The organism is Actinophytocola sp. (assembly GCF_009379765.1).
Classification (GTDB): domain Bacteria; phylum Actinomycetota; class Actinomycetes; order Mycobacteriales; family Pseudonocardiaceae; genus Actinophytocola.
In genome coordinates this window covers 80,244-97,450 of record NZ_WHTD01000006.1, presented here as the reverse complement: position 1 = coordinate 97,450, position 17,207 = coordinate 80,244, and the positions used below count along the sequence as shown (strand labels likewise).

Here is a 17,207-nt window from a genome sequence, read left to right as displayed (position 1 = left end):
CGTGCTGCCCGGAGCGCTACGACCAGGCCGAGGGCAAGGCCTACGAGATGCTCGCCGAGGTCGGGGGGTTCCGTGATGCGTAAGGCGGCACGCCTCGGCCATGGTCGGCGCGGCCGTGGCCGGCGCACTCCCCGCGACGGCCGCACAGTCCACTGTGGACGCCCGGTCACGGACGCGGCGGCGGAGTTCGACGTGCCCCGCGACCTCATCGTCGCGGTCGGCTAGGGCGAGACGCGGCTCAACGGGCACGACGGGAACCCGGCCAGGACAACGGCTTCGGCGTGATGCACCTGGTGAGCAACCCGTCGAGGCACCCGCTGGAGCAGGCCGCGACGCTCACCGGGCTACCCGGGTCGGAGCTTCGGACCGACCCGGCCGCGAACATCCGCGGCGGCACGGCCGTGCTGCGTGCGCTGGCCGACGCGCGTGGCATGTCCGCGGGCGACCGCGACCGGCTCGGCGCGTGGTACCCGGTGGTGGGGTCGAGGTCATCGACGGGCGGGGGGCACGTTGTTGCCCGGGCTCGTCGACGCTCATGTGCACATGGTGCAGTGGGCCTCGGCGCGGCGGCGGGTCTCGCTTGCGGGCGCGACCTCGGCCGTGCACGCGGTGGAGCTCCTCCGAGGGCACGGGACGCCGGGCGAGCTGCTCACCGCCGCGCACTTCGGTGCCGCGCTCTGGCCGAACCGTCCACACAAGACACTGCTGGACCGGGCCTGCCCGACCAGCCGGCCGCGCTGTTCAGCAACGACCTGCACACCTTGTGGCTCAGCTCGGCCGCGCTCGCGCTCGTCGGCAGGGACCACCCGACGGGCGTGTTCGTCGAGGACGAGTGCATGGCGCTCACCGCCGCGCTGCCCGCGCCGGCCACCGACCGCTGGGTCCTCGATGCCACCGACGCGGCCGCCGCGCGGGGCGTGACCGCGATCGCCGACTACGAGTACGCCGACACCGTCACCGACTGGCTCCGCAGGAGCGCCGTCCGGCGGCCGTCGACCAGGATCCGCTGCGTCGTCGCGCGTTTCCTCCTCGACAGACGATCCAGCGCGGTCACCGCACGGGTGACGTACTCGCCGAGCTCCTCACCGTCGGCCCGCTCACGCTCTTCCTCAACGGCTTGCTCAACACCCGCACCGCGTACTGCGACGACCGCTACCCCGACGGCGGCGGGCACGGCGAGCTGCTCCTCGACCACGACGAGCTCGAGAAGATCGTCCGGCACGCCGCCGAGCACGGCATCGAACCGGCCCTGCACGCGATCGGCGACCACGCGAACCGGATCGCGCTCGACGTCCTCACCACCGTCCTCGCCACGGTCAGGACCAACGCCCGGATCGAGCACGCCCAACTGCTGGCGACGAGCGACGTCCCGAGGTTCGCGGAGCGGGACATCACCGCGGGCGTCCACCCCGCGCACGCGCCCGACGACCGCGACGCCGCCGACCGGCACTGGCCCGGCCGCACCGCGCGCGCCTTCGCCTACGCCGCCCTCCTCGACGCCGGCACCCGGCTGGAGTTCGGCTCCGACGCCCCGGTCGCGCCGCTCGACCCGTGGGACGGCATCGCCTCGGCGGTCACCCGCACCGACGACCGGCCGGCCTGGCACCCCGAACACGCGATCCCACTGGCCGCGGCCCTTACGGCCAGCACCGGAGGCCCGATCACCATACAAGTGGGTGACTGCGCCGACCTGGTCCTGACCGGCCGCGACCTGGCCGGTCTGCCGCCGGGCGAGCTGCGTGACATGCCGGTCGCCGCAACGGTCCTCGAGGGGAGGCTTACGTACAGGGCAGAGTGAACCGTTCACGCGATCCACTCGTGTGGTGATTGTGACCGCGCCCCTGTCCAGTACCCTCCTCGTCGAGCGAAGCCCTGCCTGGCTCACCCGGGCGGTTGTGGTGCAACCTCGAAAACCGATGTCGGGGCAGGTGATGGCAGGCGTGGTAATCCCAGGCAGGAAGTCGCGGCGAGCGCGACGGGTGCCCGGCGAGGACCTGATCCGCTCGCTCTACGAGGAGCACGGCCGGAGCCTGCTGGCCTACGCCGTACGGCTCACCGGCGACCGCGCCGCCGCCGAGGACGTCGTGCAGGAGACGCTGCTGCGCGCCTGGAAGCACGCCGACGACCTCGAGCACGGCACAGGCTCGGTGCGTGGTTGGCTGCTCACGGTGGCCCGCAACATCATCACCGACCGCGCACGAGCGAAGGCCGTTCGCCCCGCCGAGGTCAATCAACAGGTGGACGTGCCGACATCGCAGCGTGATCACGCGGACGAGGTGGTCGACACGATCACCGTGCTCGGCGCCCTGGAACACCTCTCTCCCGACCATCGCGCGGTGCTGGTCGAGCTGTACTACCGCGGGCGCACGGTCAACGAGACGGCCGCCGCGCTGCGGATCGCCCCGGGTACGGTGAAATCGAGGACGTTTCACGCCGTCCGCGCGTTGCGGGCGACGCTGGGCGGGCCGCGGGGAGGTGCGCGATGAACTCCGTCGAGCACGACGGTCCCCAGCTCGTGGCGTACGCACTCGGCGCGCTCGACCCGGCCGAGCAGAGCGTGGTGCACGCGCACGTTGCCGGCTGCGCCGAATGCCAGCGCGAGGTCCAGGAGATCGGGAACCTGCGGGTGTCGCTGGACCAGGTGCCGCCGGAGGCGTTCCTCGACGGCCCGCCCGCCGACGACATCCTGCTGCAGAAGACCCTGCGCCGCGCCCGTGGCGACGCGCCACCGGAGATCCGGCGGCGGTCGCCGCTGATCCTCGTGGCCGCGGCGGTCGCCGTGGCGATCGCGCTCGGCGGCGGGGTCCTGATCGGCCGGCAGACGGCACCCGACCAGGTCGCCGCGCTGCCGGCGAACGCCGTCACCGAGAAGGTCACCGACTCGGGCACCGGCGCGACGATGGCCGTGACGATGGTCCCGAAGGCCGGCTGGGTCACGGTGCACGCCGACGTGAGCGGCCTCCCGAAGGGCCTCGACTGCGAGCTGTTCGTGGTGCCGCGCGACGGAGACCCGGTGCTGGCGGGCAGCTGGAAGGTGTCCGCGACCGGCGAGCATGAGGGCACCCCGCTGGACGGCGCCGCGCTCGTCGACCCCGCGGAGGTCGAGTCGGTCCGGGTGGTCACCACCGACGGCGACACGATGGTCACGGTCCCGCTCTGACCAGACCCGCTGAGCCCGCCGCGGGCTCAGCGGTCCAGCCAGTCCTCCACGGCCCGTGCCGAGGTGGCCGCGTCCTGCTCCAGCACGGAGAAGTGGTCGCCGGGCACCTCGGTCACCTGGTCGGCGGCCTGCCACATGCGCCAGTTCGCGGCATGGCGGCCCGCGTTCGGCCGGTCGGCCGCCAGGAGCAACGACGGCGCGGGCGGTTCGGCGAGCCGCCAGTCGTCGAAGATGCGCAGGTACGCCCCCATCGCCAGGACGTTGGCGTCGTTGATCACGACGAACTCGTGGTCCCGGTCGATGATCTGGCCCATCGCCCAGCCGAAGGTGCCCGCACGGTCCTCGGCGGCCGGCTCGAACGTGTCGATCAGGACCACCCCGTCGGGCGGCTGCCCGGCGCCGGCCAGCTCGGCGGCGACCGCGTGCGCCACGACCCCGCCGATCGAGTACCCGACCAGCACGACCGGCCCACCCATGGCGGCCAGCTTCGTGGCCGACGCCAGTGCCTCGACCGCCACCGCCCACGACGCCGGCAGCCGCGGGTCCGCGCCGAAACCGGGCAGGGTGAGCGCCGCGATCCGCCTGCGCCGCCGGAACGCCGTGCCGAACCTGGCGAACTGGTGCGGCCCGGACCCGGCCAGGAACGACGGGACGCAGATCAACGTCGGCTCGGCCGCGCCGTTGGACACGAGCACGGACTGCGCCTCGACGTGGTCCGCCGCGGTGAACGCCTGCCGGAACCGGGACGCGTTCGCCAGCACGGGAACCGCGTCCGGGAGTGCGCCTTGCTCGTGCGCCTGCCGGACCAGCTGGGTCAGCGTGCCGAGCACCACCGCGGCCGCCGGCGCCGCCGGCTCCCCGAGCTCGCCCAGCGCGGCGGCGACGGCGGCCGCGGTGGTGTGGTCGATCAGCAGCGTCGGCGGCAGGTCCGCGCCGGCGGCGTCGGCCAGCCGGCGGTGCAGCTCCGCCCCACCGATCGAGTCGATACCCAGCTCCAGCAAGGAGCGCGCCGGATCGATCTTGTCCACATCGGAGTGCCCGAGCACGGCGGCCGCCTGGGTGCGCACGAGGTCCAGCAACGACCCGGGCTTCGGCGCGGACTCCGACATGGACACAGACACGGAGTCAGCCGCGGGCTCGGCCGGCCGCACCGGCGCACCCGAGGACGGCACCCAGTAGTGGTCGCGCTGGAAGGCATAGGTGGGCAGCGGCACCGGCGCGACCTGCGGGGCGACACCCAGCACCGCCGGCCAGTCCGGATCGAGACCGCGGACGTGCAGCTCCGCCATGGCGGTGACCAGCGACATCGGTTCTGGGCGGTGGCCGCGCAGGGCCGACACCAGGGCGGCGCCGGGCGGCAGGCAGTCGCGGGCCATAGTGGTCAGCGCGGCGTTCGGGCCCAGCTCCAGGTAGGCGGTGGCGCCGGCCTCGTGCAGGGCGCGGACGCCGTCGACGAACCGGACCGCGTCCCGGGCGTGCCGGACCCAGTACTCCGGCGTGCGCAGCTCGGGGCCGGCCAGCGCACCGGTCACGTTGGAGACGATCGGGATCGCCGGCTCGGCGTAGTGCAGCCCGGCAGCCACCCTGGCGAACTCCGCCAGCATCGGGTCGATCAATGGGGAGTGGAAGGCGTGGCTGACCCGCAGTCGCTTCGTCCGGCGGCCCCGGGACTTCCAGCTCGCGGCGATGGCCAGGACCCGTGCCTCCACACCGGACAGGACCACCGACGTCGGGCCGTTGATCGCGGCGATCGACACACCGGCGGCCAGCTCCGGCAGGACCTCGGCCTCGGTGGCCTCCACGGCGGCCATCGCACCACCCTGCGGCAGGTTTCCCATCAACGTGCCGCGGGCCGCGACCAGGGCGCAGGCATCGGGCAGGGACAGCACGCCGGCCACATGCGCGGCGGCGAGCTCACCGATCGAGTGGCCCATCAGGAAGTCCGGCCGCACGCCCCACGACTCCACCAGCCGGTAGAGCGCCACCTCCAAGGCGAACAGCGCCGCCTGGGTGTAGCGGGTCTGGTGCAGCAGCTCGGACTCGCCGAACATCACCTCGCGCAGCGACACGTCCAGCCTCGGGTCGAGGCAGGCGCACACCGCGTCGAGCGCCTCGGCGAAGACCGGGTACCGCCGGGCCAGCGCGCGGCCTGCGCCGGCGCGTTGGCTGCCCTGGCCGGTGAACAGGACCGCCAGCCGGCCCGGCCGGCCGGCGACGCCGCGCACCGCGTTGGCCGGAAGGTCGCCGGCCGCGAGGGAGGCCAGGCCGGCCAGCAACTCCTGCGCCGACTCCCCCATCACGACGGCCCGGTGCGGGAACCGGGCCCGGCTCACCGCGAGCGCGTGCCCGACGAGCACCGGTGACGGGTCGGTGAGTCCGCGCAGCGCGGCGGCCTGCGCCCGCAGCGCGGCGGCGGACCTCGCGCTCAGCGGCCACGCCGCCGGGCCGTCCACAACGGACGGCAGTACGGCCGCGGGCGGCTCCTCCAGGACCACGTGCGCGTTCGTCCCGCCGATGCCGAACGCCGACACCGCCGCCCGCCTCGGCGAGTCACCGGGCTCCCACGGCACCGCACTGGTCAGCAGCGAAACCGACCCGGCCGACCAGTCGACCTTCGGCGTCGGCTCGTCCACGTGCAGGGTCGCCGGCAGCCGCGAGTACCGCATCGCCTGCACCATCTTGATGATCCCGCCGACCCCGGCCGCGGCCTGCGCGTGCCCGATGTTGGACTTCAGCGACCCGAGCCACAGCGGGCGGTCGCGGCGCTGCCCGTAGGCGGCGATGATCGCCTGCGCCTCGATCGGGTCGCCCAAGGTGGTACCGGTGCCGTGCGCCTCCACCACGTCCACATCGGACGGTCGCAACCCGGCATCGGCCAGCGCGGCCCGGATCACCCGCTGCTGCGACGGCCCGTTCGGCGCCGTCAACCCGTTCGACGCACCGTCCTGGTTCACCGCCGAACCGCGCACCACCGCCAGCACCAGGTGCCCCAGACGCTCGGCGTCGGACAGCCGCTCCACCAGCACCATGCCGACGCCCTCGGCCCACCCGGTGCCGTCCGCGGCCGCGGAGAACGACTTGCACCGGCCGTCCGCGGCGAGCCCGCCCTGCCGGGAGAACTCCACGAACATCGTCGGTGTCGCCAGCACCGCGACCCCGCCCACCAACGCGAGTGAGCATTCCCCGCGGCGCAACGACTGCCCGGCAAGGTGCAACGCGACGAGCGACGACGAGCACGCCGTGTCGATGGTCAGCGCCGGCCCCTCGAGACCGAGCTTGTACGCGATCCGCCCGGACGCCACCGAGCCGGCCGTGCCGAGCCCCCAGTACCCCTCCAGCGACACCGGGCCGGACCGGGCGAGCCACGCGTACTCCGCCGTGCTCACCCCGACGAACACCCCGGTCGCCGTGCCACGCAACGAGGTCGGGTCGATCCCGGCGTACTCCACCGACTCCCACGCCGTCTCCAGCAGCAGCCGCTGCTGCGGGTCGATCGCGACCGCCTCCCGCGGCGAGACCCCGAAGAAGTCCGCGTCGAACCCGGCGACGTCGTCGAGGAACCCACCGGCGCGGGCGACCGACGTTCCCGGACCGTCCGAGGCGAACAGTGCCGGCAGATCCCAGCCGCGGTCGCCGGGGAACGCGGACACCGCGTCCCGGCCGGCGTCGACCAGCTCCCACAGCGCGTCGGGCGAGGTCACCCCACCGGGGTACCGGCAGGCCATCCCGACGATCGCCATCGGCTCGTCGGCCACGGCCGCCGGCCCGTCGACGTCCGCGACGGCATCCGCCTCGGTGCGCAGCCCCAGCGAGGACAGCAGGTGCGCGGCGACGGCCGCGGGCGTCGGGCAGTCGAACAGCAGCGTCAGCGGCAGCTCGAGTCCTGTTGCGACGGACAGCAGCCGGCTCAGCTCGACCGCGGCCATCGAGTTGTAGCCGTACTCCTGGTAGGGCTTGTCCTGGTCGACCGAACCGGCCTCCCAGCCGAGAAGCTCGGCGGTGGTGGCGCACACCAGGTCGGTCACGCGCCGCTCCCGGTCCCGATCGGACAGGTCGGTCAATCCGCTGGCAAAGGGTCCCTCGTGCGCGCTCATCACCACTCCGTCCACAGAGAACTAGACCAGCTGCTTCTTGATGAGGTTCGGGTGCCGGTCCTGGAAGGACAGCAGCGCGGTCAGCGCGCGGGCACCCATCCACGACACCGGCTCCACCGGGAACCGGCGCTCCTTGCGGTTCACGAACAGCAGGTTCGAGTACGCGGAGTCGCGTCCCAGGATCAGGTCGCGCAGGATCTTGCCGGCCGTGTGGGTCAGCGCGATCCCGTTGCCGCAGTAGCCGTAGGCGTGGTACACGCCGTCGTCGGTGTTGCCGACATGCGGCACGAAGTCGCGCGTCATGCCGACGCAACCGCCGTAGGAGTAGGCGATCCGCACGTCCCGCCACGCGGGGAAGTACCGGACGAGCGCGTCCCGCAGGAACTGGGTCGAGGCGTCCCGGCGCATGTACTTGTCCTCGGCCATGTCCCGGCCGTAGTAGTACGGCGCGGGCCCGCCGCCGAACAGCAGCCGGTTGTCCTTGGTGAAGCGGCCGAAGATGATGAAGTTGCGCGACTCGACGAAGCCCTCCCGGTCCGGCCAGTGCACCTGCGCGAGCTGCTCCTCGGTGAGCGGCTCGGTGACCACCGCATAGCTCCACACCGGTTTGACGCCGTGCTTGTACCCGGAGAACTGGTGCTGGTAGGCGTCCGTGCCGAGGACGAGCTTGTCGGCGACCACCCGGCCACCGGGCGTGGTGATCACGTGCCGGCCGTTCTCCTTGGTCACTCCGGTCGCGGTGGTGCGCTCGTGGATGTGCACGCCCATCCCCCGCACCACCCGGGCGAGGCCGCGGGCGAGCCGGTGCGGGTTGAGCAGCGCACCGCCGACCTTGAACGCGCCGTGGATGGCCGGCGAGCCGATCCGCTCCCGCGCCTCCGCCCGCCCCAGCAGCTGCAGCGAGTTCTTGGCGCCGATCTTCTCGGCGAGGTCGACGTCGCGCCGCAGCAGCCGCAGCTGCGCCTCCGACGCGGCCACCGAGAAGTAGCCGGTGGACTCGAGCTCGGCGTCCACGTCGTGCTTGCGACAGAACCGGTCCAGCTCCAGCATCGAGCGGCCGACCACCGCGTAGGCGGTCTTGGCGCGCTCGGTGCCGAAGCCGTGCACCAGCCCGGCGAGGCTGTGCCCGATCGTTGGCGTGACGAACCCGTCGGCGTGCCCGGACGCGCCGGCCCCCGCGTAGTCCATCTCGACGATGTGGATGTCCAGCGACGGGTCGGCCTGCTTGAGGAAGTAGGCCGTCCACATGCCGGTGTAGCCACCGCCGATGATGCCGACGTCGCACCGGACGTCGCCGGCCAGCGGCGGTCCGGGCTCGACCGCCTCGGTGTCCCGCCAGTAGATCGAGTGTGTGATCCCTGAGCCGTCGGCGGGCGCCGAGGTGCCCGTCGAGCTGATGGTCGCCATGTCCGTCCCCTGGTTCGCTGTGTTGTGGTGGGCTTTACGTGCGCTCGAAGACGATCCGGACCAGGCCGAGGTGGCGGTTGCGGAACCCGTCCACCGACGCGCGCAGGTACCGCTCGTAGTCCGCGACCCGCTGCTCGCCGACCATCGCCACCGCCGCGGCCCGGTTGGCCACGAGGTTGTCGTGCCACTCCTGGCACGTGCGCGCGTAGTGGTCGGCATCGTTTCGGGCCGACACCAGGTCGAACCTGCGCTCGCTCGCCTCGAAGATCTCCGAGACCCACGGCAGCTCGGACTCGGGGAAGATCTGGTCGCAGATGAACAGCAGGTCCTTCACGGTCTTGCGGTCCAGCTTGACGTTGTTGCCCTTGACGTTGGTCTGCAGCGCGAGCCGCCCGCCCGGTGGCAGCCATTCGGCGCAGCTGTCGAAGAACCGGCGGTACGCGGCGACCCGGCCCGCGCGGGCGAGGCCGAAGTCGGCGAAGTGCTCGAACGCGCCGATCGAGACGATCGCGTCGTAGGGTGCCTTGCCGTCCCGGGCCCCGGGCGCGTGGTCGACCCAGTTCTGCACCCGCACGTCGTAGCGCGCGTCGGCGAACGTCGCGATGTGCGCGGCCTGCTCGTTGGCGAGTGTCAGGCCGACCACTTCGGACACGTCGTGCGTGTCGACGAGCCGGCGCATCATGCCGCCCCAGCCGCAGCCGACGTCGAGCACCCGGCCGGCGCCGCGGACGCGGGCGCCGGTGGCGAGGTGGTCGAGCTTGCGCTCCTGCGCGGCCCGCAGCGTGTCGTCCGGGCCCTGCCACAGGGCGCACGAGTAGCTGCGGGTCGGGTCCAGCCACAGCGCGTAGAAGTCGTTGCCCCGGTCGTAGTGGCTCTGGATCGCCTCGGCGGAGGCGCCCTGGTAGTCGATCTGACTGGTCATTTGCCGGCTCCTGCCGCCGCGACGACCCGGTTGAGCCGCTCCATCCTGGCGGCCAGCGTCATCCGACCCTCCAGCTTGAACGCCGGCGGCTGCCGGCCGTCCACGTCGGTGAACCCGTACCGCGCGGCGAGGTCGCCGACCGCGAGCCGCTGCCCGGACACCGACATGACCTCCGGGTCCACGGCGAGTGAGGCGATCGCGCGGCCCACGTACTCCGGCGAGTGCACGACCTCGGCCGGTCCGGCGCCGAGCAAGTCCCACGCCGCCTCGACCCGCTCGGTGCGCACGAACCCGGGGTGCAGCGCGACCGCGGCCACGCCGTGCTTGCGCAGCTCGTGGCCCATGCCCAGGGCCAGCCGGTCGGACGCGGTCTTGCACATGTCGTACGCGGCCTGGCCGAGGTAGACCTCGCCGTCGGTGAACGAGATGTTGACGACGAGCCCGCTCTTGTCCGGCAGCATCAGCGGAACCGCGAGCCGGCTCGCCACGAACTGGCCGCGCAGCGACGCGGCGAACAGGTCGTAGCGCCACTGCGGCTGCTTCCAGAACGGCGCGTCGAACCGCTCCTCGTCGCTGCGCTCGTAGCCCGCCCACGCGTTGTTGACGAGCAGGTCGAGCCGGCCGTCCTCGTCGGTGATCCGCGCGAGCAGCGCCTCGACGTCCGCGTCGACCGTGTGGTCGCAGCGGACCGCGACCCCGGTGCCGCCGCGGGTGGTGACCTCGTCGGCGGTGTCGTCGACGGTGCCGGGCAGGTTCTCCGTGGTGTCCGAGCCGCGGGTGCTCCGGCCGGTGACGTAGACCTTCGCGCCCGCCTCGCCCAGCGCCCGCGCGACGCCCCGGCCGACGCCGCGGCTCGCGCCGGTGACCAGCGCGACCTTCCCGCGCAGGTCCGGCGGCGTCCAGTCGGTGGTGCTCATGCGACCTCCTTGATGGTTGCCTTGTGCCGCGCGGCGTTCCGCACGTTCGTCCAGTAGGTGAGGCTGCGCCGGTAGGCGTCGCGGTCCGACGGCATCGGGACGTCCAGCCCCTCGACGAGCTCGCGCATCGAGGTGGGCAGCACGCCGCCGCACGCGTGGGTCACCTCGCTGACGTCGATCAGGACCTTGAGGAAGGCCCGCGAGGTGGCCGGGATGTCGGCCAGCGGCACCGGCAGCGGCAGCCGCGGGTCGATGATCGGCACCCGCGGGATCTCCCGCCAGTTCCGCGCGCTGTGCGCGACCAGGATCTCCTGCGCCTGCGCGACGGTCATCGCGTCGGCGCCGTAGGTGAGCCAGCGGATGTGGCCGAGATCGTCGGCCAGCACCCCGCGGGCGATCGCGATGGCGGTGACGTCCAGGGGTATGACGTCGACCAGGTTTCCCTTGTGGGCGGGGAAGAACGGCGCCTTCCCCCGGCAGAACCAGTCGGACATGGCCTGCACGATCTGCGGTTGGCTGCTCGCGCCGGTGCGCGAGTCGCCGACCAGGTTTGTCGGCCGGTGGATGTTCCAGGCCACCCCGCTGTCCTGGAGCAGCCGCTCGGAGTCCAACTTGGACCGGATGTAGGGCCGGACCACGTTGTCCGGTCCCAGCTTCGCCAGCTCGTCGCGCTCGATGGCGTGCACGAAGCACGTGCTGACGTAGTGCACCGGCGCGTCGGCCGCCCTGGCCAGCTCGATGACCCGCCGGGTGCCGCCGATGTTGATCGCCTCGTAGCGGGGCCACGGCTGGCCCCACTCGGTCAACGCTCCCGAGTGGACGATCGCGTCGACCTCGTCGGCGAGCCGGTCCCAGTCCCATTGGGACAGACCGAGCCGGGGCTCGGCCAGGTCGCTTCGCAGCACCTCGGCCACGTCGGGCTGGGAGGTGTCGCTGTGCACCAGGCCGATCACCCGGTGCGGGCGAAGCTGCTCGGCGACGGCCCGGCCGATCACCCCGGACGCGCCGGTGAGCAGGATCGTGCGTGCCACGTTTGTTTGCATGACGAACCTTCCGGGCTATCCGAGCCGAACCGTGGCCAGCGGCTCGAAGCGGCCGGCGTCGAGCATCTGCCGGCAGCGGTGCCGCTGGATCTTGCCGCTGGGGGTCTTGGGCAGGCTGTTGCGCGACAGGAACACGCACTCGTCGAGCGCGACCGCCGCCTTGGCCATCGCGAGCGACGCGACCGCCTCGGCGAGCGGGCGGTAGTCCGCCAGCCGCCGCTTCACCTCGACGAAGAGGGTCAGCTCGCGCCCACTGCCATCCGCGGATATCAGCGTGGTGCAGCCGCGCCGCACCCCGGCCAGCCCGTCGACCGCGTTCTCGATCTCCCGGGCGTAGACCTTGCGCCCGGACACCGAGATCACGTCGTCGATCCGGCCGACCGGGTAGAGGTGACCGTCCCGGACGAACCCGAGGTCGGCCGTGCGCACGGTGTCGCCGGTGAACCGCTCCGCCGTGCGCGCCGGGTCCGCGTAGTAGCCGGCGGCCAGCGCCGGGGACCGCACGCCGATCTCGCCGAGCCGGTCGGTCGGCGCGCCGAGCACCTCGACGCCCAGGCACGGCGTGCCGGCGCTGACCACCGCCGTGGCTGACTCCGCGTCCGGGTCGACCTCGTGCAGCTCACCGTCCGCGAGCGCGATCGAGTCCACCACGAGGTGCCGGGGCGCCTCGTGCACCGGCGTGGCGGTGACCGCGAGCGTCGCCTCGGCCAGCCCGTAGGCCGGCATCAGCGACTCGGGCCGGAACCCGAACGGTCCCAGCGAGTCGACGACCCGCCGCAACGTGTCCGCCTCGACCCGCTCGGCGCCGATGATGCAGGCCCGCACGTCCAGCCCGCTGGCCAGCCGGGTGGACCGGCCGATCCGGGAACCCAGGTGCAGCGCGGTGTTCGTGCCCGCGGTCATCGTGCCGCCGAACTCGGCCATGTCGCCGAACCACGTCCGCGGCGCGAAGGTGAACCGTTCCGGAGTGGACAGATAGAGCGTCCAGTCGTTGATCCACGGCGTGAGCAGCGTGCCGAAGATGCCCATGTCGTGCGACAGGGGAAGCCACGACACCGTCGTCTCGCCCTCCGGCCGCCCGTCGAGCATCGTGGTGATCAGCTCGAGCTGGTGCCCGATCGCCCGCGGGGTGAGCATGCAGCCCTTGGGCGCGCTGGTGCTCCCCGAGGAGTACTGCACGAACGCCAGGTCGTCGTCCCCCGGCGGGGAGGCGTCGACCCTTCCGGTGCCGTGCAACGACTCCCAGGTCCGGGCGCGGAGCTTCGTCCGCAGGTCCTCGTCGAGGAGCCCGAACATGCGCTCCTCGAGCAGGAACACCTCCGGCCGCAGCCGCTCGCAGATCGTGCGCAGCTGCTTGGCGTACTCCGCGCCGTCCATGCCGCGCGCCGGCACCGGCAGGGACGCGACCGCCCCACCCGCGAGCCACACGCCGAGCAGACCGCGCACGGCGTGTGGACCGTTGGTGAGCACGGTCGCGACCCGGGTCCCCGGCCGCACCCCGCACCGCCGCAGCCCCGCGGTCATGTTCTCGGCGTCGGCGACCACCTCGCTCCACGTCGCCGCCTCCCACCGGTCCTCGACCCAGCAGCGCAGCGACGTGCGGAACGATCCGGAGCGGTCCGCGCCGGTCAGCGCGTTCCACAGGGCGTCACTCGACATCGACGATCCCGACCGCGGACGTGCGGGACCGCAGGGCCAGCGGCTTGTCCGGGTTGGACCGGGCGTGCCGGCCACCGCCGAGCTTCTCCCACGCGATCGCCTTCTGGTCCTGGCGCTCCCGGTCGATGCGGATGACGTTGGTCGCCAGCCCCAGCTTCTCGAGCGAGCGGATGACCAGCGCGCTGATGTCGAGCTCGTACCAGCGCATGCCGTGGCTCGCCGAGCGCGGGAACGCGTGGTGGTTGTTGTGCCAGGCCTCGCCGAACGAGAACAGCGCGAGCCAGCCGACGTTGCGCGACTCGTCCGGCGTGGCGAACCGGCGCCGGCCGAAGTAGTGGCCGATCGAGTTCACCGCGTAGGTGATGTGGTTCGCGACGAAGAACCGCACGAACCCGCCCCAGAGCGCGCCGGTCATGGCGCCGAAGAGCGTCCCGGTCAGCGCGAGGCCGAGCAGGCCCGGCAGCACCACGCCGCCCGCGACGAACCAGACGAAGTACTTCGAGATGAAGCGCATGTCCTTGTCCCGCAGGATGTCCGGGCAGTAGCGCATCGGGTCCGAGGACAGACCCCGGTCGAAGAGCCAGCCCATGTGCGCGTGCCACAGGCCCTTCAGGGCGCCCTTGATGCCCGGCTCCTCGTCGGAGTAGGGGCTGTGCGGGTCGCCCGGCTTGTCGGCCACCCGGTGGTGGCGGCGGTGGTGGGCCACCCAGATGACCGGCGGGCCCTGACCGGCGACCGCGCCGGCCGAGGCGAAGAAGATCCGCAGCGGGCGGGTGGTCTTGAACGCCCGGTGTGCCAGCAGCCGGTGGTAGCCGGTGGACACACCGAGCCCGGCGATGACGTACATGATCCCGAACACGATCAGGTCGGCGGGGCCGACCAGCCGGTTCCACAGCAGCACGACCGCGGCCGCGACGCCGAACAGCGGCAGCAGCGCCGAGATCAGAATGAAGGTATAGTGCTCGCGCCCGTCCATGGGCTGACTCCTTGCTCTCCTAGACGTTCTTCACCGGCCGGTCAGCTGACTTCCAGCACCGCTTCGTTGCCCAGGGCCAGCAGCTCGCCCAAGGTCTGCGCGTCGGCGGCCTTGGCCGGGTCGAACTCGACGCCGTGCTCGTCCTCGAGGGTGAACACGATCTCCGACACCTGGAGGCTGGACAGACCCAGCTCGTCCAGCCGGGTCGACTCGTCGATCCGCACGTCCTTGGGCAGCTTGCCGCGCATCTCCTGGCGGATCAGGCCGGCCATCTCGTCAATGGTGATCATTCGTCTGCACCTCATGAATTCGGCGGAATATCGGGCGGAACAGCAGCGAACATACCGCCGGAAATTGCCGGACGACGCAGTTCTCGAACCACATTCAACCCACTGACGATTGGCCCGAGGTGACACCGTTGAACTGGTCGAGAACCACTCGACCAACCACGGGAACCATCCAAAAAGAAATGCCGGCAGCCATGCACAGGCTGCCGGCGAACCGGAGTTCTATTCTGTTGGGCGGTTTTCCCGATATCGCCTCAGGCGGCTGTCGCGGCCTCGACGAGAACCCGCTCGACCCGCGCGAGCAGCGAGGCGCGGCGCAGGCACCACACCCGGAACGCGCGCTGGTCACCCGAGTCCAGGGCGGCGTCGATCTGCGCGTCGGTGTTCTGGATACAGATCGTCAACCCGCTGATCTCCGCGCTGCTGTCGGTCTTCGCAGTCGACTGGGACATCGGATATCACCGCCGCAGGCATGTGGGGAGCATCGTGGGGACCCCGGGCCCGTTCGCGGGATCTCCACCCATGGTCGTCCTGCCCGGTCGAGTGCCGCTTGATTATGGCTGTGGCCCGGTCGGCGCGGTATCAGGGAGTGTTCTCGGTGACCGGCGTCTCGATGGCCCGCGACATCAGCTGCGGCCGGCGTACCCACGCCGCGTGCGGGCGGGCCAGGAGCTCCGAGAGCGGCGCGGGCTTGCCGAGGTGGAAGCCCTGCGCGACCCGCACCCCGAGCCGGGCGAGCGCGTCGACCTGGGTGGACCGCTCGACCCACTCGGCCACCACGGAGATGCCGAGCCCGCGCGCGATGTCCACGATTCCCTGCACCAGCACGGTGTCCCGGCTGCCGTAGTCGATGCCGCGGACGAACTCGCCGTCGATCTTCACCCCGGTGATCGGCAACTGTTTCAAGTGGACGAACGAGCCGAAGCCCGCACCGAAGTCGTCCAGGGAGATCCGGCAGCCGGTGGCGCGCAGCCGCTGGGCCAGGGTGCGCGCGGCGCTCAGGTTGGTGACCGCGGCGGTCTCGGTGATCTCGAACCCGAGCCGGCCGGGCGCAACCCCCGCGGCGGCGAGCCGGTCGAGCACGAAGTCGCCGAACTCCTCGTCCTCCAACGTCCGCCCGGACACGTTGACGTTGAACCGCAGCCCCGGGTACGGATGCGCGACGAGCGTGTCGATGGCGGTCCCGATGACCCAGCGGTCGATGTCGAACACGAGGTCGCTGCGTTCGGCGGCGGGCAGGAAGTCCCCCGGGCCGAGGTAGGGCTCGCGGCCGTCCTCCAGGCGCAGGAGCAACTCATGGCCGACGATCCGGTTGCTGCCGAGCTTCACCATCGGCATGGCGTGCAACGCGAAGCCGCCGCCGGCGAGCGCGTCCCGCACCCGGTCGAGCACGGTGACCCGCATGGCCGTGTCGGTGTAGTGGCCCTGTTCGTAGACGGTGACCCGGTTGCGGCCGGCGGTCTTGGACGCGTGCAGCGCGAGGTCGGCGTTGGCGAGCACGGCCTGCCAGGTGTCCCCGGAGGTGAACTCGGCGACGCCCGCGCTGGCGGTGACCCGGGTGGTGCCGCCCGCGCCGATCAGCGGGATCGTGGCCACCGCGTTGCGCAGCTCGTCGGCCACGTCGGCGGCGGCCCGTTCGTCGGTGTCGGCGAGCACCACGGCGAACTCGTCGCCGCCGAGCCTGCCCAGCGCGTGCCCGTTCCGGTCGGCGTTGCCGAGCCGCTCGCGCAGCGCGTTGGCCAGCGTGCACATCACCCGGTCGCCGGCCGGGTGGCCGCGCAGGTCGTTGATGTCCTTGAAGTTGTCGAGGTCGATCAGCAGGAGCGCGCCGGCGCCGCCGAGGGCGAGCCTGCGCTCCAGCTCCCTGGTCAGCGCGCGACGGTTGAGCAGGCCGGTGAGCGGGTCCTCGTCGGCGAGGCGGCCGAGCTCGGCCTGCCACTCGCCACGCCGCTCCGGGTCGAGCGTGCGCTCCTGCCACCTGCTCACGTCGGATGCCTGGTACAGCAGCCGCTCGTCGGCCAGTGCGCTGCAGCGCACCTCGAGCCACCGCTGCCCGCCGCCGGTGCCGGCGAGTGGGATCACCACCCCGTCATGGGGCTCGTCGGGGGCGCCGGCGAGCAGCGCGGGTAAGGATCGGCCGGCGGCCTGCTCGGGGGTGAGGTCGAGGAGCTCGACCATCGCGCGGTTCGCCCAGCGCACCCGGCCGCGCGGATCGGTGACCGCGAACGCGGTGTCCGTCGCGGTCAGCACCGCCTCCAGCGCGGCCGTCAGCACCTCCGCACGCGAGGTGCTGTCGGTGCTCATGGAACGCCTCGATTGGTTGATTTGACAACTGGCCACGAAGGGTAGCCGACGGACCCGCCTCAGCGCAGCCGCTCAAGCCCGTGGGCACTTCGAACGACCTGAGCCGCGAGGTCCTTCAACTCCCCGGGCGCGGCGCCGTCGTCAGCGGCGGTCACCACGTCCTCAGCGGCGCAGCGTAGCTGGAACAGGCGGTCCTGCAAGTCGGCCAGTTCGGCGGCCGACAGCACGACGGCGTCCTCCGGCAGGCCACCGCGCTGCACGGCGGAGCGCCGCTCGTAGGCCCGCTGCCTGCAGGATTGCGAGCAGTACCGGCGTGGCCGGCCCACCCGGCCACGCCCGTCCCGCTCGTCCGGGAGCCGCAGACCGCACCATCCGCAGTGTCGAGGCTCGGCGCGGGATTTGAGCCGTTCCGGTGCGGTCATCGTCGGCCGAACGGAG

General features: G+C 72.3%; 13 protein-coding genes and 1 pseudogene. 3 read left to right on the top strand and 11 right to left on the bottom strand.

The window, feature by feature from the left end; genetic code table 11:
• Positions 1–463: 463 nt before the first annotated feature.
• The 3 genes and pseudogenes from GEV28_RS03215 (at position 464) to GEV28_RS03205 (ending at position 3,160) form a co-directional block, all read left to right on the top strand.
• Positions 464–1,798: pseudogene (locus GEV28_RS03215) on the top strand (amidohydrolase).
• A 142-nt stretch (positions 1,799–1,940) separates the two neighbouring features.
• Positions 1,941–2,486 carry a sigma-70 family RNA polymerase sigma factor gene (locus tag GEV28_RS03210; RefSeq protein ID WP_291408391.1) on the top strand — a complete coding sequence of 182 codons (546 nt, stop codon included), beginning with the start codon at positions 1,941–1,943 and terminating at the stop codon, positions 2,484–2,486.
• On the top strand, positions 2,483–3,160 hold the full coding sequence (locus GEV28_RS03205) for a zf-HC2 domain-containing protein (protein ID WP_291408389.1): 678 nt from the start codon (positions 2,483–2,485) through the stop codon (positions 3,158–3,160). Before GEV28_RS03210 ends, GEV28_RS03205 begins: the two co-directional genes overlap by 4 nt.
• Before the next feature lie 26 nt (positions 3,161–3,186).
• Here the strand turns inward: GEV28_RS03205 and GEV28_RS03200 are convergent, their stop codons facing one another.
• From GEV28_RS03200 to GEV28_RS03150, 11 genes are all read right to left on the bottom strand, one after another.
• A complete protein-coding gene (locus GEV28_RS03200) occupies positions 3,187–7,254 on the bottom strand; it encodes an alpha/beta fold hydrolase (protein ID WP_367115021.1) in 4,068 nt (1,355 codons plus the stop codon).
• Positions 7,255–7,275: 21 nt separating this feature from the next.
• Positions 7,276–8,661, bottom strand: coding sequence for an FAD-binding oxidoreductase (locus tag GEV28_RS03195; protein ID WP_291408387.1), 1,386 nt, complete (start codon positions 8,659–8,661; stop codon positions 7,276–7,278).
• Positions 8,662–8,695: 34 nt separating this feature from the next.
• Positions 8,696–9,583, bottom strand: coding sequence for a cyclopropane-fatty-acyl-phospholipid synthase family protein (locus GEV28_RS03190; protein WP_291408385.1), 888 nt, complete (start codon positions 9,581–9,583; stop codon positions 8,696–8,698).
• Positions 9,580–10,500 carry an SDR family NAD(P)-dependent oxidoreductase gene (locus GEV28_RS03185; RefSeq protein WP_291408383.1) on the bottom strand — a complete coding sequence of 307 codons (921 nt, stop codon included), beginning with the start codon at positions 10,498–10,500 and terminating at the stop codon, positions 9,580–9,582. Before GEV28_RS03185 ends, GEV28_RS03190 begins: the two co-directional genes overlap by 4 nt.
• Positions 10,497–11,543, bottom strand: a complete 1,047-nt coding sequence (locus GEV28_RS03180) for an SDR family oxidoreductase (protein ID WP_291408381.1) — start codon at positions 11,541–11,543, stop codon at positions 10,497–10,499. Before GEV28_RS03180 ends, GEV28_RS03185 begins: the two co-directional genes overlap by 4 nt.
• A 15-nt stretch (positions 11,544–11,558) precedes the next feature.
• Positions 11,559–13,202 (bottom strand): AMP-binding protein, encoded by a 1,644-nt coding sequence (locus GEV28_RS03175; protein ID WP_291408379.1) that lies wholly within the window; start codon positions 13,200–13,202, stop codon positions 11,559–11,561.
• The gene (locus GEV28_RS03170) at positions 13,192–14,178 is read right to left on the bottom strand and encodes an acyl-CoA desaturase (protein WP_291408377.1); all 987 of its coding nucleotides are present in this window, start codon (positions 14,176–14,178) and stop codon (positions 13,192–13,194) included. The genes GEV28_RS03175 and GEV28_RS03170 overlap by 11 nt, the downstream gene beginning before the upstream one ends.
• Positions 14,179–14,219: 41 nt before the next feature.
• Positions 14,220–14,468 (bottom strand): acyl carrier protein, encoded by a 249-nt coding sequence (locus GEV28_RS03165; protein ID WP_291408375.1) that lies wholly within the window; start codon positions 14,466–14,468, stop codon positions 14,220–14,222.
• Between the two features lie 251 nt (positions 14,469–14,719).
• Entirely contained in the window at positions 14,720–14,917 is a 198-nt protein-coding gene (locus GEV28_RS03160) for a hypothetical protein (protein WP_291408373.1), read from the bottom strand.
• 130 nt (positions 14,918–15,047) lie between these two features.
• Positions 15,048–16,769 carry a bifunctional diguanylate cyclase/phosphodiesterase gene (locus GEV28_RS03155; protein WP_291408371.1) on the bottom strand — a complete coding sequence of 574 codons (1,722 nt, stop codon included), beginning with the start codon at positions 16,767–16,769 and terminating at the stop codon, positions 15,048–15,050.
• A gap of 59 nt (positions 16,770–16,828) precedes the next feature.
• Positions 16,829–17,191 (bottom strand): hypothetical protein, encoded by a 363-nt coding sequence (locus tag GEV28_RS03150; RefSeq protein WP_291408369.1) that lies wholly within the window; start codon positions 17,189–17,191, stop codon positions 16,829–16,831.
• Positions 17,192–17,207 lie beyond the last annotated feature (16 nt).

What these genes read in the sequence shown, in the direction of transcription:
- GEV28_RS03205 (WP_291408389.1), top strand. Translation starts at nt 2,483, where the DNA reads ATGAACTCCGTCGAGCACGACGGTCCCCAGCTCGTGGCGTACGCACTC.
- GEV28_RS03200 (WP_367115021.1), bottom strand. Translation starts at nt 7,254, where the DNA reads ATGAGCGCGCACGAGGGACCCTTTGCCAGCGGATTGACCGACCTGTCC.
- GEV28_RS03195 (WP_291408387.1), bottom strand. Translation starts at nt 8,661, where the DNA reads ATGGCGACCATCAGCTCGACGGGCACCTCGGCGCCCGCCGACGGCTCA.
- GEV28_RS03190 (WP_291408385.1), bottom strand. Translation starts at nt 9,583, where the DNA reads ATGACCAGTCAGATCGACTACCAGGGCGCCTCCGCCGAGGCGATCCAG.
- GEV28_RS03185 (WP_291408383.1), bottom strand. Translation starts at nt 10,500, where the DNA reads ATGAGCACCACCGACTGGACGCCGCCGGACCTGCGCGGGAAGGTCGCG.
- GEV28_RS03180 (WP_291408381.1), bottom strand. Translation starts at nt 11,543, where the DNA reads ATGCAAACAAACGTGGCACGCACGATCCTGCTCACCGGCGCGTCCGGG.
- GEV28_RS03175 (WP_291408379.1), bottom strand. Translation starts at nt 13,202, where the DNA reads ATGTCGAGTGACGCCCTGTGGAACGCGCTGACCGGCGCGGACCGCTCC.
- GEV28_RS03170 (WP_291408377.1), bottom strand. Translation starts at nt 14,178, where the DNA reads ATGGACGGGCGCGAGCACTATACCTTCATTCTGATCTCGGCGCTGCTG.
- GEV28_RS03165 (WP_291408375.1), bottom strand. Translation starts at nt 14,468, where the DNA reads ATGATCACCATTGACGAGATGGCCGGCCTGATCCGCCAGGAGATGCGC.
- GEV28_RS03160 (WP_291408373.1), bottom strand. Translation starts at nt 14,917, where the DNA reads ATGTCCCAGTCGACTGCGAAGACCGACAGCAGCGCGGAGATCAGCGGG.
- GEV28_RS03155 (WP_291408371.1), bottom strand. Translation starts at nt 16,769, where the DNA reads ATGAGCACCGACAGCACCTCGCGTGCGGAGGTGCTGACGGCCGCGCTG.
- GEV28_RS03150 (WP_291408369.1), bottom strand. Translation starts at nt 17,191, where the DNA reads ATGACCGCACCGGAACGGCTCAAATCCCGCGCCGAGCCTCGACACTGC.